Below are 15342 nucleotides of genomic sequence, written 5' to 3'. Positions count from 1 at the left end.
GCTAGTGGATCTTGGTGGACAGTGCGTCAGTTGTGGAAAACTCAGCCACCCGGAAGTTCGAGATCACTCTTGTTGAGCTCCTCGATATTCACGTCCTTGAACGTGAGCACCCGCACCTGCTTGACGAATCTGGCCGGCCGGTACATGTCCCAGACCCAGGCATCCGCCATGGAGACTTCGAAGAAAACCTCGCCCTGCACCGAGTGCACCTGCATCTCGTAGTCGTTGGTGAGGTAGAAACGCCGCTCGGTCTCGATCACGTATTTGAACAGACCGACGACATCGCGGTACTCCCGGTAGAGCTTCAGCTCCATCTCGGTCTCGTACTTCTCGAGGTCCTCGGCGCTCATGGCATGTTCCCCTTCAGCCTTGCGTCCCCCTATTGTGCGCCAGCCCCGTGCGCCCCTATGCGACTTCCGGGGCCAAGACGATCGGCGTACTCGGAGGACCCTCGTCCAGCAGCGTACGCAGCAGCCCGGCGAGCTTGATGGGGTACACCGTCTCACGCGTCGCGGACAGTTCGGCGGAGGTCCACCACCTCAGCCCCGCGACGCTCCGCTGCTCAAGGCCGGTGAGTCCGTCCATGAAGGTCTCGGTCTGTGCAGTGCGGCCCAGGTAGAACCATTCGTCCTGTTCCCAGCGCCGTCCGTCGAACAGGAACGAGCAGGTCCGCTGCCAGACCACAGGCCCGAGCTCGACCTCTGTGATTCCAGTCTCCTCGGCGAGCTCGCGCAGCGCGGCCTGCTCCCGCGTCTCGTCGCCCTCAAGGCCGCCCCCCGGCGTGAACCACCAGGTCAGCGCCGGATCGTCGGGCTCGTACCCGTGCATCAGCAGGACGCGGTCGTCCGGGTCGAGCAGGATCACCCGTGCGACCTTCCGCAGCGGCGCCGCCCCGGTCACCTCGCCCATCACGTCACTCATCACGTCACTCGTCACGTCACTCGTCACGTCACCCGTCGCACCACCGGTCACGTCACCCGTCGTACCACGGTTCACGTCACCGTCCACCCGTGCTCACCTTCCTGCGCCTGACCCGCTGCGCGACCGGCCCGTACGCCGCTCCACCGAAGATCAGCACCACGCCCGCCACCACCGAGCCCACCACCAGAGCGACCGGTCCCGGAGTCGAGACCCCGCCCGGCAGCGCCGCGAAGGTCCCCGGCCGGTCGATCATCCCGCCCAGCGGCCAGGCAACGGCGTCCACTCGCGCGTCCACCTTGCCCACCGGAACCGTTCCCTTTGCGGCGTCCGTGATGTGTCCGCGCGAGTCCACCGACGTACGCCGCTCGTCACCGAGCAGGAAGAGGTGGCCCTCGGGCACCTCGGACGTGAAGGGAGTGGTCGACGCCGGCTCCCCGTCCTGCAGATACGGTTCTTCGATGGGCTTGCCGTTGAGGGTGAGCCGGTCCTGCTCGTCACAGCAGGCGATCTTGTCGCCGCCGATCGCGACCACGCGCTTCACCATCGGCAGATTGCCCCACACCGCATCGGTGAAGACGACGACGTCTCCGCGCCGGACCTGGCTGCCGTCTATTCGCTGCGCGAGCACCCGGTCCCCCGCCTTGATCGACGGGGTCATCGAATCGGTGGGCACGGTGTACGGCTTGTACTCCACCGCTCCCCAGGCGAAGCCGCCGAGGAAGAGCACACAGCCGACGGCCACGGCCAGCCCGGACAATGCGTTGCCGAGCCGGCCGCGGCCGTCTTCTGTACGTCCTGTTCCGCTCATCGCAGCGTCCCCACCTCGGAGATCGATAAATCGCTGGTCCGAGCGGCACCCTACCCGGCGGTACGCCCGCCGGTCAGCCTTCGCCTGCGCCAGATCACCAGCGGCACCGCGCCCGCGAGCCCCAGCGCGCCCGGTGCGGCGGACATCGCCGCCGCAGCAGCGTTCAGCCCCGCCTGGTCGAAGGTGTCGGGAACCGGCAGCGTCGACCAGCGGTCGAGCGGCCACGCCACCACAACGGCCCGCCCGACGACCTCGTCGTTCGAGACGGTGCCCTCGCCCGGCAGCTCCTGGTGGTAGCGAGAGTCCAGGGAGTTCTGGCGGTGGTCGCCCATGACCCAGATCCGGCCGTCCGGCACCTTGAGCGGACCGAACGGCTCGTCGTTGCACGGGGTGTCACCGGGGAAGATGTACGACTTCTCGTCGAGCGCCTTGCCGTTGACCGTGACCGGGCCGTTCTTCTTGCACTCGACCGTGTCCCCGCCGACCGCGATGACCCGCTTGATCAGGTCCTTCTCCTCGGCGGACGGCATCAGGCCGATGAAGCTGAGGAACTTCTGTACGACGTTCGGGTCCGGCGTCGCGGTGTTCTCCAGCCAGCCGCCCGGATCGTGGAACACCACGACCTCGCCGCGCTCGGGCTCCGAGCCGAACCACGGCGTCAGCTTGTCCACCAGCACCCGGTCGCCACGCTGCAGTGTGTTCTGCATCGAGTCGGACGGGATGGAGAACGCCTGCACCAGGAACGTCTTGATCAGCAGCGCGAGAAGGAGCGCGATGCCGATCAGCAGCGGCAGTTCCTTCCAGAACGAACGCGGCTTCTTCCCACCGGCGTCGGCCTTTCCAGCACTGCTGTCACCGCCACTGCCGTCGCCGTTCGCGCCGTTACTGCTGTTCTCCACGTTCCGCACGTCATCTTTCACGGCTGCGGGTGACTCCGGTCGTTCCTCGGGCTCGTTGCGTTCGGATCGTGCGCCGACCGCCAAATCCCCCACATCCACTCCTCATTCCGTGCCACCGCCCGCGCCAGAACTGACGCAGACCCATCACTCCCATAACGAGCGGGAGTTCCGCAGGGCTCGGGAGCCGGATCAACGCGTTCGGATCCTGGGACGACACCCTATTCGACAGGCCGGGCGCCGCCGTCGCCCCGCCGCGCGGATCAGGGACCGTTGCGTACGTATCGGGCTCCTCAAGCTTCCGCCAGTGGCTGAACGGCCACGCGATGACGACGGCCCGCCCGACGACCTCGTCCTCCGAGACGGTGCCCTCGAACTTCTCGTCCAGGTGGAAACGGGAGTCGGCCGAATTCGACCGGTGGTCTCCCATCACAAAGAGCCGCCCGGCAGGCACCTTCACGTCGAATTCCAGCTTCGACGGACGGTCGCCCGGATTCAGATACGGCTCCGCGAGCGGTACGCCGTTGACGGTGACCCGGCCGTCCTGGTCGCAGCACTTCACGGTGTCGCCGCCGACCGCGACCACCCGCTTGATCAGGTCCTGCTCGTCCTCGGACGGCAGCAGCCCGATGAACGTGAGGCCTTCCTTGATCTGCTTGACGACCACAGGGTCGTCCTTGACGCTCGTGTTCTCGTCCTGCAGCCAGCCGCCCGGGTCCTTGAAGACCACCACGTCACCGCGCTGCGGCCGCGATCCGAACCACGGCGTCAGTTTGTCCACCAGCACCCGGTCGCCGATACGGATCGTCTGCTCCATCGAGCCCGACGGGATCACGAAGGCCTGTACCAGGAAGGTCTTGAGCACCAGGGCGATGAGCAGCGCCACGGTTATGAGGATCGGTATCTCTTTCACGGCCGACCTGCGCCGCCGCCGCTTCACCCTGCGCGCCAGCTTCCGCCGGTCCGCCCGGCCCGGCAGCGCCGGCCCGCTCGTCGGGCGCGTACCCGTGGGCAGCCGGGTGTCCGCGCGATGGCTCGCCCGTGCCCGTCCGCGGTTACCCATGGGACCCGACCGGCCCCGGCGCGGTGACGCGCCCGAACGCGTCGGGCCGCTCCAGTGACGACCAGCGGCCCACCGGCCAGCCGATCCAGTCCGCCCGCCCGACGACCTTCCCGACAGGCACCATGCCACCGCCGGGCTCCCCCAGGTGGTCACGGGAGTCGCGGGAGTGCGATCTGTGGTCGCCCATGACCCAGAGCGTGCCCTGTGGAACGACGATGTCGAACGGGACCCGTGACGGGACATCGCCCGGATACAGGTACGTCTCGTCGACCGCCCGGCCGTTCACCTCGACCCTCCCCCGCTTGTCGCAGCACACGACGCGGTCGCCCCCCACGCCCACCACGCGCTTGATGTAGTCGGTTTCGGCGGGCTCGGCCAGTCCAACGGCCGCGGCCGCCCACCGCACCAGCCCGGTGACCGGATTACCGGCGGGCTCCTCGCGTACAAAGGACCCTGTGCCGTCGAAGACGACAACATCACCGCGCTGCGGCACGGAATCGAAACGGTACGCCAACTTGTTGACGAGCACCCGGTCCCCGACCCGCAGCGTGGGCTCCATCGAGCCGCTGGGGATCAGGAAGGGCTGCATCACGAAGGTGCTGAACAGCAGCAGAAAAGCCGCACAGGCAGTGCCGAGGAGAGCAGGCCTGCGCCACGGGGCATCGAGAAAACGCGCGGAGCGCGACCCCTCTCCCTCCCTTGTATCGGGGTCGGAAGAGCGGTCGCGCTCCGTGACGTGTGCTTCGGTGTCCATCGGGACGTGAGCCTATCCGGCCGGTCCCGGACGCCGAGTGCGCGATCAGTTGTCGCGCTTCTCCTTGATCTTCGCGGCCTTGCCGCGCAGCTCACGGAGGAAGTACAGCTTCGCGCGACGGACGTCACCGCGGGAGATGAGCTCGATCTTCTCGAAGATCGGGCTGTGCACCGGGAAGGTGCGCTCGACGCCGACGGAGAAGGAGACCTTGCGGACCGTGAAGGTCTCGCGGACGCCCGCGCCCTGGCGGCGGATGACTACGCCCTTGAACTGCTGCACACGGGAGCGGTTGCCCTCGATGACGCGAACGTGGACGTTCACGGTGTCACCGGGACGGAAGGCGGGGACGTCGGTGCGCAGCGATGCGGCGTCGACAGAGTCGAGCAGGTTGGACATGTTGGTCTGCTTCCTCGTCGATGCCACAGGTCATCGACGGAACGTTAAGAGAGAATTCGGGGTGCTGTCCGCGTCGGGCGGGCGTCGTTCCCCCTGTGGCAGGGGCGCACGCCGGACGTACAGCAGCGGCCTATTCTTCCACGGCCTCGGGGTTACGCCCAAATCGGCCGTCGGGTCCCGGCCGCCAGCCCAGGATGCTGAGCATCTCGCGGTCCTTCTTGTCGAAGACGGCGGGTTCGCAACGCTCGATCAGGTCCGGCCTGTTGGCGGTCGTACGGCGGAACGCCTCGTCCCGCCGCCACCGCGCGATCTTCCCGTGGTGCCCACTGAGCAGGACGTCCGGGATGCCGCGGCCGCGCCACTCGGGCGGCTTGGTGTAGACGGGGCCTTCCAGGAGATTGGCCATCGCGCCGGGCGCGAAGGAGTCGTCGCGGTGCGATTCGACGTTGCCGAGCACACCGGGCAGCAGCCGGGCCACGGCCTCCGTGATGACCAGTACGGCGGCCTCGCCGCCCGCCAGGACGTAGTCCCCGATGGACACCTCGTACACGGGCATCCGGGTGGCGTACTCGTCGATGACGCGGCGGTCGATGCCTTCGTATCTGGCGGGCGTGAAGACCAGCCAGGGGCGCTCGGACAGCTCGACCGCGAGTTCCTGGGTGAAGGGGCGGCCGCTGGGCGTGGGCACGACCAGGACAGGGCCGTGTGCGCCCCTCTCGTAGCCGTCCGCCATGACGTCGTCGAGGGCGGCGCCCCACGGCTCGGTCTTCATGACCATGCCGGGTCCGCCGCCGTAGGGGGTGTCGTCGACCGTGTTGTGCCGGTCGTACGTCCAGTCCCTGAGGTTGTGCACATGGACGTCGAGCTGCCCGCGGGCGCGGGCCTTGCCGACGAGCGAAACGTTCAGCGGTTCCAGGTACTCGGGGAAGATCGTGACGACGTCGAGCCTCATGCTTCGTCGCCTTCGTCCCTCGACGACACGACCTCCGCCTCGCTGTCGTCGATCAGGCCGGGCGGCGGCGTGATGACGGCGCGCTGCTCTTCCAGATCGATCTCGGCGACGATCTCCTCGACGAAGGGGATCATCACCTCGCTGCCGTCGGGCCGCTTCACGATGAACAGGTCCTGCGAGGGCAGGTGGGTGATCTCGGCGATCCGGCCGATCTCGGTGCCGTCGGCCAGGACGACGTCGAGGTCCATCAGCTGGTGGTCGTAGAACTCCTCGGGGTCCTCCGGGGTGTCCTGCGGGTCGACCTCGGCGATGAGGAGCGTATTGCGCAGCGCCTCGGCGGCCGTACGGTCCTTGACGCCCTCGAAGCGCAGCAGCAGCCGGCCGCTGTGCACCCGGCCGGTCTCGACGGTCAGCGGCCCGGCGGAGGCGGGGTCGGTGGCGAGTACGGCGCCGGGCCCGAGCCGCAGCTCCGGCTCGTCCGTACGTACCTCGACGGTGACCTCGCCCTTGATCCCGTGGGCGCGGCCGATCCGCGCGACTACGAGCTGCACGTGAACTTCTCCTGTCGTGTGCCTTCGGCATCACTTCGTATACGACTGCGGGCCGGGAAGGGCCCTGGAGCCCTCCCCGGCCCGAGCCGGCGTATCTAGGTAAAACAACCAACTTGTCAGCGAACCTGATCCACGTCGACGAGGTCGACCCGGATGCCACGGCCGCCGATGGCGCCCACGACGGTACGCAGTGCGCGTGCGGTGCGGCCGTTGCGGCCGATCACCTTGCCGAGGTCGTCGGGGTGGACCCGGACCTCGAGCACACGACCACGGCGCAGGGTGCGCGAAGCCACCTGCACATCATCGGGGTTGTCGACGATGCCCTTCACGAGGTGCTCGAGAGCCTCCTCGAGCATGCTCAGGCCTCGGTCGACTCGGTGGACGCGGCTGCCTCAGCCTCGTCCGCCTTCTTGTCGGCCTTCTTCGCCTTCTGGGTGATCGCCTCGCCCTTGGACTCGTCGCCACCCTCGAGGCCCTTGGCGAACGCGTCGAACGCGGCACGCTTGTCGGCCTTCGGCTCCGGCTGGAGCAGCGGGGCCGGGGCCGGAAGGCCCTTGTGCGCCTGCCAGTCGCCGGTGAGCTTCAGGATCGCGAGAACCGGCTCGGTCGGCTGGGCGCCGACGGACAGCCAGTACTGCGCACGCTCCGAGTTGACCTCGATGCGCGACGGGTTCTGCACCGGGTGGTACAGACCGATCTCCTCGATGGCCCGGCCGTCACGGCGGGTACGGGAGTCGGCGACGACGATGCGGTAGTGAGGCGAACGGATCTTGCCCAGACGCTTCAGCTTGATCTTGACTGCCACTGGAGTGGTGTCTCCTGGTCTTGACGTGGTTGGGCACAACGAAGATGCCACGTGGGGTTGCGGTACTCGGGTGCCCGATGGACGCGTCAGCCGGAGGCGAGAGGGTTCCTATGCGGCTGTCGAGTACAGCTAGCCATTGTGCCACACACCTACGGTGCGGCATCACCCGACCAGCACCGCTCGCACGGGGGTGGGGAGCGGTGTCGAGGAACGGTCAGCTCGCTGCGGCCACCACTTCCGGGATACGGAACGGCTTGCCGCAGCCACCGCACACAATCGGGGCCTGGGCCAGGACCGACGGGACGACCCGGACGTTGCGTCCGCAGTCGCAGACCGCCTTGACCCGCACCCCACCGCCGGACGAGCCGTGCCGGGCGGCAGGCCCGCGGAAGCTCCGCTTCGTGTCGGCGGCGGTGGCGACCGTGTGTGCCTTGAGGGCCCGCTGCAGCCGCTCGATCGTCGGCCGGTAGCGCCGCTTCGCCTCGGGGTTGAGCAGGACCAGCGAGAAGCCACTGCTGGGATGCGGCTCCTCCGGGTGGTCGAGGCCCATCTCCTCGGCGATCGCGAGGAATCTGCGGTTGTGGTAGCGGCCGGCGCGCGAGGTGTCACGGACACCCCGCGCGGCGGCGATGCCATGGACTGCCTCGTGCAGCAGTCGTTCGAAGGAGAGCTCCGCGCCGCAGGCGGACGAGGACTCTCCGATCAGGGACTCGGGCGCGGCTAGATCTGGCAGCTCGGGGTGGTACCGCTGAATGTCGGCCCACGCCTGCGCCAGCTCTGCGGCGAGAACAGGTGGTGTCGTGCTCACGTCGTGACAACGAGCCGGGGTGCCCCGGTGTTCCTATTCCGGGCCATCCCAAATAATTTGCACGTACCCGTCAGTTGCCGTTGATGCGTCCTGACGAGGGCGGGTGCGCTGATCTGCGGAGGACCCGCCCAGCTCGCATCAACCCGGTATGTACCAGCGCGTACGCCCCAGCGCGTAGACAACCCCCGCACGCCGGGGCATCAGGCGCTCCGGGGGGCGCCAGTTGCACGCCGGGCGCTGCCGAGTACCCCAATTGGGTGCACGCCGCGATGGCGACAGTACCCGTGGCAGCCGGGGCATCCGGAACCGGCCCGTCAGCGGCTGCCGTGGCGAGAACGCCGTTTCGGCAGCACTCTGGATGATGGATCCACGCTGGACGCGGGGGCGCACGGCGGGGGCACGCAAGCATTGCCATACGACCTCTGGACTTGGGGGCGGATGAGCAGTTCCCTGGCTTACGGGGGGAGCACGAGCGCACGCACACGGGGGACGTCAATCAGGACTCAGAATGACCTCTCGGCGGATTGGGGCGCTTTCGATGACAGCTACGCTCGTACAGCACCACCCGAACACGGCCTCCACGCCGGCGGCGGACGCCGGTGCGCGCGCTCGTGACTGGGCCGAGATTCAGGAACGGATGCTGGTGCCGCTCTACGAATCGGTGTACGAGCGGCTCGAGGTAGGCCCCGACACCCGGCTGCTCGGCCTCGGCTGCGGCTCCGGCCTCGCCCTGCTGATCGCGGCTGCGCGAGGCGCCCGCGTGACAGGCGTCGAAGCCGACACCGAACGAGTCGCGCTGGCCCGCGAGCGGCTGCTCCCGGACGCGGCCGCCTGGGGTGGCGCATCAGAGGGCGGGCCCAAGGCGTCGAGGCGCCTGTTCGCCGGAGACACCGCGGCGGTGTGCGAGCCCAGCGCTCCGGCGTACAACCTGGTGACCGCCTTCGAGCCGCTGGGCTGCGCGGCCGGCGACTCGGAAGGAATCGCGTCGGCGCTCGAAGGCGCCGTACCGCTCGCGGAACGCGGCAGCCCCGTGGTCATCGCCGGATGGGGCCCGCCCGAGCGCTGCGCCACGTCCTCGGTGCTGCGGGTCGCGTCCCGGCTGACCGAGACGCTGCGCGCCCCCCACAGCGGCCGCTGGCGTCCCGCGCTCAGGGACGACCTGGAGGACGTGGCCTCGCGGGCCGGGCTGAAGCCCGACGGCTCGGGGCGCGTCTCGTGCCCCTTCGGCTACGCCGACATGGAGAGCGCCGTACGCGGGCTGCTGTCGACCGGGCTGTTCGACTCGGCCGTACGGGCGACGGATCCGGCGCAGGTCGAGAAGGAACTCACCGAGGCCCTCCATCCTCATCTGCGCACCGACGGGACGGTCTGGATGTCGAACGTCTTCCGGTACCTGATAGCGCGTACGCCGTGATCTGACCCCGCAAGCAACGTGGGCGCCCGCTCCATGAAGGAGGGGCGCCCACGGCGCGTATGAACAGCGGGCGTCAGCCCATGAACTTCTTGAACTCGTCGGGCAGTTCGAAGTCCTGCGGGACCTGACCGCCCGGCAGCCCCAGCGCGGCGCCCGGCTGCCCGGCCTGCTCGCGGCGCTCGGCGGCGGCCTGCTCCTCGAGCTTGCGCTTCATCGGGTTGCCGCTCTTGCGCTTGCCCTTGGCCTGCTTCTGCTGCTTCTTCTGACGGCCGGGGCCGCCACCCATGCCGGGGATCCCGGGCATACCCGGCATCCCGCCGCCCTGGGCCATCTTCGACATCATCTTGCGCGCCTCGAAGAACCGCTCCACCAGGTTCTTCACGGCGCTGACCTCGACACCCGAACCCTTGGCGACACGGGCCCGGCGCGAGCCGTTGATGATCGTCGGGTCCTGGCGCTCGGCAGGGGTCATCGACTTGATGATCGCGGCGGTACGGTCCACATCGCGCTCGTCGATGTTGTTGATCTGTTCCTTGATCTGCCCCATGCCGGGCATCATCCCGAGCAGCTTGGAGATGGAGCCCATCTTCCTGACCTGCTCCATCTGGGCCAGGAAGTCGTCGAGCGTGAACTCCTTCGGCCCCTTCGCCAGCTTGGCCGCCATCGCTTCGGCCTCTTGCTGGCTGAAGGTCTGCTCGGCCTTCTCGATGAGCGACAGCATGTCGCCCATGCCGAGGATGCGGGACGCCATGCGGTCCGGGTGGAACGCGTCGAAGTCGTCCAGCTTCTCGCCGTTGGAGGCGAACATGACCTGACGGCCGGTCACCTGGGCGATGGACAGCGCCGCACCACCACGCGCGTCACCGTCGAGCTTGGACAGCACCACGCCGTCGAAGCCGACGCCGTCGCGGAAGGCCTCGGCGGTGTTGACCGCGTCCTGACCGATCATCGCGTCGACGACGAACAGGACCTCGTCGGGGCTGACGGCGTCGCGGATGTCCGCGGCCTGCTGCATCAGCTCCTGGTCGATACCGAGGCGGCCCGCGGTGTCGACGATGACGATGTCGTGCAGCTTGTTCTTCGCGTACTCGATGGAGTCCTTGGCGACCTGGACCGGGTCACCCACACCGTTGCCGGGCTGCGGGGCGTACACCGCGACACCGGCGCGCTCGGCGACGACGCTCAGCTGGTTGACGGCGTTGGGGCGCTGGAGGTCGCAGGCGACCAGGATCGGGGAGTGGCCCTGGCCCTTGAGCCAGAGGCCCAGCTTTCCGGCGAGGGTCGTCTTACCGGCACCCTGGAGACCCGCGAGCATGATCACGGTGGGCGGGTTCTTGGCGAACCGCAGACGGCGGGTCTCGCCGCCGAGGATGCCGACGAGCTCCTCGTTGACGATCTTGATGACCTGCTGGGCCGGGTTCAGCGCCTGCGAGACCTCGACACCGGTCGCGCGCTCCTTGACCTGCTTGATGAAGGCACGGACGACGGGCAGCGCGACATCCGCTTCCAGCAGCGCGATACGGATCTCCCGCGCCGTGGCGTCGATGTCCGCCTCGGAAAGGCGGCCCTTGCCCCTGAGGTTCTTGAATGTCGCTGCGAGGCGGTCGGAAAGAGTATCGAACACGGCGGTCGCGAATCCTCGGGTCAGGGGACGGGTGGACAGAGATGACCCCCAGGGTATCTGTCCGTCTGCGGTGGGGTCTGCCCCCTGCTCCTTACCGGAGCGCACCCTCCAGCGCCCTGGCCACCTCGGTTGCCTCGATCTCCGGCAGCGGAGCCCCGTCGGGCCCTGTGACGTAGAACGCATCGACCGCGTTCGCGCCCAGCGTGCTGATGTGCGCACTGCGCACCCGTACGTCCGCGGCCTCCAGTGCGTGGCCGATGCGGTGGAGCAGGCCGGGGGCGTCCTGGGCGCGGACCTCGATCACCGTGGCCAGGCGTGAGCCCGCAGGGGCGACCGTCACCCGGGGCGGCGGGGCCTGGGCGCCCCGGCGGTGCGGGTTCTTCTCGTACGCGCGCTCCCGCTCCTCGAGGCGGGACGGAATGTCGAGCGAGCCGTCCAGGGCCCGTACGAGATCCGCGCGCAGCCGGGCGGCCTGGGGCAGCGATCCGTACTCCGCCGCCACCCGCCAGTCCAGCAGCAGTACGTCGCCGGGCGCGGCCGAGCCGTCCGCGACCGGGTGCGGGAGTTCGGCGGAGCGCAGTTCCGCCGTGCGTACGGTCAGCCGGTGCATCGCCAGTACGCCGGCCACGGCGGGGAGCACACCGGGCTGGTCCGGTACGGCGATCAGCAGCTCGACGCCGAGCGGTTCGGGCTCGTCCCCTGTCGCGGCCGGCTGCCCTTCCGTCTGCGCCCGCAGCGAGAGGACGGGTCCGCCGGTGCGGAAGGCCTCGATGGCGAGGCGCTCCTGATCGGCGCTGGGGGCGGTGGGCTCCGGGTCGGCGGGGGCTTCGCCCGCGAGGACAGCGGCGACGCGTTTCACCAGGTCGGTGACGAGTGAGGCACGCCAGGTGCTCCAGGCGGCCGGTCCGGTGGCGAGGGCGTCGGCCTCGGTGAGGGCGTGCAGGAGTTCGAGGGTGCCGGTGGCTCCGACCGCGTCGGCCACGGCGCGGACCGTGGCCGGATCGTCCAGATCGCGGCGGGTGGCGGTCTCGATGAGGAGGAGGTGATGGCGTACGAGTGCGGCGATCACGGCGACGTCGTGTCCGGCGAAGCCGATCCTGGTGGCGATGTCCCGGGCGATGATCTCGCCCGCCACGGAGTGGTCGCCGGGCCAGCCCTTGCCGAAGTCGTGCAGCAGGGCGGCGATCAGCAGCAGGTCGGGGCGGCCGACGCGGCGGGTCAGTGAGGAGGCCCGGACCGTGGCCTCGACGAGGTGCCTGTCGACGGTCCAGGTGTGGACGGGATTGCGCTGCGGACGGCAGCGCACGCGCTCCCAGTCCGGGAGCAGCTGGGTGATCAGCCCTTCGGCCTCCAGGGCCTCCCACACGCCGACGGTGGCCTCGCCCGCGCCGAGCAGCGTGATGAGTTCCTCGCGTGCCTCGGCGGGCCACGGGACGGGCAGCGGGCGCGCGGCCGTCGCCAGGTGCCGTACGGCGTGCAGCGAGATCGGCAGCCCGGACTGGGCGGCCGCGGCGGCGGCACGCAGTGGGAGTACGGGGTCGCGCTCGGGCCGTGCGGTACGGGCGAGCACCACTTCGCCGTCCTGCTCGACGACGCCTTCCGCGAGGGGGGTGCGTTCGGGGGCGGGCTTGCTGCCGCCGAGCATGGCGCGCAGGCGCGGGCGGACGGACCGGGCACGCAGGACGCGGTTGACCTCGCGCCAGGTGACGTCGCTGGCGTACGAGATGGTGCGCGCCGCCTCGTACACCTCCCGCAGCAGCGTGTCGGCGTCCAGCAGCCCGAGTTCGGCGGCGACCTGGGTCTGCTCCTGGAGGGCGAGACGGTCGGTGGCACGGCCGGTGGTGAGGTGCAGTGCGTCGCGTACGTCGAGAAGCCGGCGCCGCGCCGCGTCGAGGCCCTCGCGCGGGGCGTCGGCGAGCCAGGAGGCGGCGACGGCGCGCAGGGCGGTGGCGTCGCGCAGGCCGCCGCGGGCTTCCTTGAGGTCGGGTTCCAGGAGGTACTGCAGCTCGCCCTGCCGCACGTTCCGTTCCTGGCACAGCTCGTGGAGTTCGGGCAGTCGTTTGGGGGCCAGGTTGCGCCAGTCCGCGAGGACGGCGGTGCGCAGCCCGGCGGTGACTCCGAGGTCGCCGGCGACATGACGGGCGTCGAGCAACCCGAGGTGGACCTTGAGGTCTTCGCCGGCGGTCTTGCGGGCCTCGGCGGGTGTACGTACGGAGTGGTCGAGGTCGAGGCCGAGGTCCCACACGGGGTACCAGAGGCGGTCGGCGAGCGCGGCGACGGCGCCCTTCTCTGCCTTGTTGGTGTGCTCGTCGTGCAGAAGCAGCAGGTCGAGGTCGCTGCGTGGCGACAGTTCGCCGCGGCCGTATCCGCCGACGGCGACCAGGGCGGCGCCGCGTACTCCGGTTTCGCGGGCGGCTGTGGTGAACAGCGCCTCCAGCCATTCGTCGGTCAGCTTCGCGAGTCCTGAACGGCGCGGCGGCCCGGACTGCGTTTTCTCCTGGAGAAGACGCAGCCGGGCCGCCGCGTAGCCGCTGGGTCCCGAGTCGGACGGTTCGGTGGTCACTTCAACGCTCGTCACCCAGCAGCTCCCGTTTATGCGCTTCGTGCGTTCCGGTCAGAGGGCGTCCGGGCCGCGTTCGCCGGTCCTTACCCTGACCGCCGTTTCGACCGGAACGCTCCACACCTTGCCGTCGCCGATCTTGCCGGTGCGGGCGGCTTTCACCACCACATCGATGAGCTGTTCGGCGTCGCTGTCCTCGACCAGTACCTCGATACGGATCTTCGGTACGAGGTCGACGGTGTACTCGGCACCGCGGTAGACCTCGGTGTGGCCGCGCTGGCGGCCGTATCCGCTGGCTTCCGTGACCGTGAGCCCCTGGACCCCGAAGGCCTGCAGGGCCTCCTTGATCTCGTCGAGCCGGTGCGGCTTCACGACTGCGGTGATGAGCTTCATGCGTCCACCTTCTTGGTCTGCGTCGCGGCGCCGGCCGTGTCGCTCTGGCCGGGCGCGGGTACGGCCGTACGGGAGGCCGAACCGCCGCCCGCTCCGCTGAAGTCGTACGCGGTCTCGGCGTGCTCGACTTGGTCGATGCCCGAGACCTCGTCGTCCTCGGGGACCCGCATTCCGATCGTCTTGTCGATGACGAAGGCGAGGAGCGCGGATGCCACCAGAGAGTAGGCCAGTACGGCGAAGACGCCCACGGCCTGCTTGCCGAGCTGTTCGAGTCCGCCGCCGTAGAAGAGGCCCTTGACCTCGGACTGCACGCCGCCGGTGGCGAAGAGGCCGACGAGGAGAGAGCCGACGATGCCGCCGACGAGGTGGACGCCGACGACGTCCAGGGAGTCGTCGTATCCGAGCTTGTACTTGAGGCCGACGGCCATGGCGCACAGCACACCGGCGATGGCGCCGACGGCGATCGCGCCGAGCGGGCTGACGGCGCCGCCGGACGGAGTGATGGCGACGAGACCGGCGACCGCGCCGGAGGCGGCGCCCAGCGTGGTGAACGCGCCGTGGCGGATCTTCTCGTACGCGAGCCAGGCGAGCATTGCGGCGGCGGTGGCGACCTGCGTGTTGACGAACATGACCGCGCCGACGCCGTCGTCGTTGCCGAGCCAGGAGCCCGCGTTGAAGCCGAACCAGCCGAACCACAGCAGACCGGCGCCGAGCATGACCAGCGGCAGGCTGTGCGGCCGCATCGGGTCCTTCTTGAAGCCGACGCGCTTGCCGATGACGAGGATCACGCCGAGTGCGGCGGCGCCCGCGTTGATGTGGACGGCGGTGCCGCCCGCGAAGTCGATGACGCCCATCTCGAAGAGCCAGCCGCCGGATCCCCACACCCAGTGCGCGACCGGGAAGTAGACGACGGTGACCCACAGGGTGACGAACAGCGCCCAGGCGGTGAACTTGACGCGGTCGGCCAGAGCGCCGCTGATCAGGGCGGGGGTGATGATCGCGAACATCAGCTGGAAGACGGCGAAGACGTAGACCGGGATGGTGTAGCCGTCCCAGAGCTCGGTGATGCCGATGTTGCTCAGTCCGACGTAATCCGAGGACCAGCCGATGACGGAGCCGATGTCGGTGCCGAAGGCGAGGCTGAAGCCGAAGAGCACCCACAGGATCGTGACGATCCCGAGGCTGATGAAGCTCATCATCAGCATGTTGAGGGTGGACTTGACGCGGACCATGCCTCCGTAGAAGAAGGCCAGGCCTGGCGTCATCAGCATCACCAGGGCAGTACAGATGAGCATGAAGCCGGTGTTGGCGGCAGACAGTTCGATCTTGTCTGCGGCAAGCGTCGTGATGCCTGGGGGCATCGGCGTCTCCTCGTCGTAGGTGCGGCCCGTGCGGGG

At 69.3% G+C, this 15342-nt stretch carries 17 protein-coding genes; 1 reads left to right on the top strand and 16 read right to left on the bottom strand.

Annotation, left to right across the window (positions count from 1 at the left end; all coding sequences use genetic code 11):
• Positions 1-41: 41 nt before the first annotated feature.
• The 12 genes from PXH83_RS22695 to PXH83_RS22640 form a co-directional block, all read right to left on the bottom strand.
• Positions 42-350, bottom strand: a complete 309-nt coding sequence (locus tag PXH83_RS22695; protein WP_003965949.1) for a DUF2469 domain-containing protein — start codon at positions 348-350, stop codon at positions 42-44.
• 55 nt (positions 351-405) lie between these two features.
• Entirely contained in the window at positions 406-909 is a 504-nt protein-coding gene (locus PXH83_RS22690; RefSeq protein ID WP_274562972.1) for an NUDIX hydrolase, read from the bottom strand.
• An 88-nt stretch (positions 910-997) separates the two neighbouring features.
• Positions 998-1729: a signal peptidase I gene (lepB, locus tag PXH83_RS22685; protein WP_274562367.1), complete on the bottom strand. Its 732-nt coding sequence runs from the start codon at positions 1727-1729 to the stop codon at positions 998-1000.
• Positions 1730-1779: 50 nt separating this feature from the next.
• Positions 1780-2523 carry a signal peptidase I gene (lepB, locus tag PXH83_RS22680; protein ID WP_420803236.1) on the bottom strand — a complete coding sequence of 248 codons (744 nt, stop codon included), beginning with the start codon at positions 2521-2523 and terminating at the stop codon, positions 1780-1782.
• Between the two features lie 115 nt (positions 2524-2638).
• The gene (gene lepB / locus PXH83_RS22675) at positions 2639-3688 is read right to left on the bottom strand and encodes a signal peptidase I (protein ID WP_274562366.1); all 1050 of its coding nucleotides are present in this window, start codon (positions 3686-3688) and stop codon (positions 2639-2641) included.
• Entirely contained in the window at positions 3681-4442 is a 762-nt protein-coding gene (gene lepB, locus PXH83_RS22670; RefSeq protein WP_274562365.1) for a signal peptidase I, read from the bottom strand. Before lepB (PXH83_RS22670) ends, lepB (PXH83_RS22675) begins: the two co-directional genes overlap by 8 nt.
• A gap of 45 nt (positions 4443-4487) precedes the next feature.
• The gene (rplS, locus tag PXH83_RS22665; RefSeq protein WP_214927792.1) at positions 4488-4838 is read right to left on the bottom strand and encodes a 50S ribosomal protein L19; all 351 of its coding nucleotides are present in this window, start codon (positions 4836-4838) and stop codon (positions 4488-4490) included.
• A 130-nt stretch (positions 4839-4968) separates the two neighbouring features.
• On the bottom strand, positions 4969-5790 hold the full coding sequence (gene trmD, locus PXH83_RS22660) for a tRNA (guanosine(37)-N1)-methyltransferase TrmD (protein ID WP_274562363.1): 822 nt from the start codon (positions 5788-5790) through the stop codon (positions 4969-4971).
• A complete protein-coding gene (rimM, locus tag PXH83_RS22655; RefSeq protein WP_274562361.1) occupies positions 5787-6341 on the bottom strand; it encodes a ribosome maturation factor RimM in 555 nt (184 codons plus the stop codon). The genes trmD and rimM overlap by 4 nt, the downstream gene beginning before the upstream one ends.
• A 116-nt stretch (positions 6342-6457) precedes the next feature.
• Complete coding sequence (locus PXH83_RS22650) at positions 6458-6697, bottom strand: RNA-binding protein (protein WP_003980229.1); 240 nt, start codon at positions 6695-6697, stop codon at positions 6458-6460.
• A 2-nt stretch (positions 6698-6699) separates the two neighbouring features.
• Positions 6700-7146, bottom strand: a complete 447-nt coding sequence (gene rpsP / locus PXH83_RS22645) for a 30S ribosomal protein S16 (RefSeq protein WP_274562360.1) — start codon at positions 7144-7146, stop codon at positions 6700-6702.
• A 214-nt stretch (positions 7147-7360) separates the two neighbouring features.
• Entirely contained in the window at positions 7361-7954 is a 594-nt protein-coding gene (locus tag PXH83_RS22640) for a hypothetical protein (RefSeq protein WP_214927788.1), read from the bottom strand.
• Positions 7955-8492: 538 nt separating this feature from the next.
• Here PXH83_RS22640 and PXH83_RS22635 point away from each other — a divergent pair.
• Positions 8493-9368 (top strand): SAM-dependent methyltransferase, encoded by an 876-nt coding sequence (locus PXH83_RS22635; protein WP_274562359.1) that lies wholly within the window; start codon positions 8493-8495, stop codon positions 9366-9368.
• A 73-nt stretch (positions 9369-9441) separates the two neighbouring features.
• Here PXH83_RS22635 and ffh read toward each other — a convergent pair whose 3' ends face one another.
• The 4 genes from ffh to PXH83_RS22615 form a co-directional block, all read right to left on the bottom strand.
• On the bottom strand, positions 9442-10992 hold the full coding sequence (ffh, locus tag PXH83_RS22630; protein WP_274562358.1) for a signal recognition particle protein: 1551 nt from the start codon (positions 10990-10992) through the stop codon (positions 9442-9444).
• A gap of 91 nt (positions 10993-11083) precedes the next feature.
• Positions 11084-13570: a [protein-PII] uridylyltransferase gene (locus PXH83_RS22625; protein ID WP_274562357.1), complete on the bottom strand. Its 2487-nt coding sequence runs from the start codon at positions 13568-13570 to the stop codon at positions 11084-11086.
• A 36-nt stretch (positions 13571-13606) separates the two neighbouring features.
• Positions 13607-13945: a P-II family nitrogen regulator gene (locus PXH83_RS22620; protein WP_274562355.1), complete on the bottom strand. Its 339-nt coding sequence runs from the start codon at positions 13943-13945 to the stop codon at positions 13607-13609.
• Positions 13942-15306: an ammonium transporter gene (locus tag PXH83_RS22615; protein ID WP_274562354.1), complete on the bottom strand. Its 1365-nt coding sequence runs from the start codon at positions 15304-15306 to the stop codon at positions 13942-13944. Before PXH83_RS22615 ends, PXH83_RS22620 begins: the two co-directional genes overlap by 4 nt.
• Positions 15307-15342 lie beyond the last annotated feature (36 nt).

Origin of the sequence: Streptomyces spiramyceticus, from assembly GCF_028807635.1 — a bacterium.
Lineage (GTDB): Bacteria > Actinomycetota > Actinomycetes > Streptomycetales > Streptomycetaceae > Streptomyces > Streptomyces spiramyceticus.
Note: the sequence above shows the minus strand (reverse complement) of the source record. Positions and strands in the feature narration are given on the sequence as shown.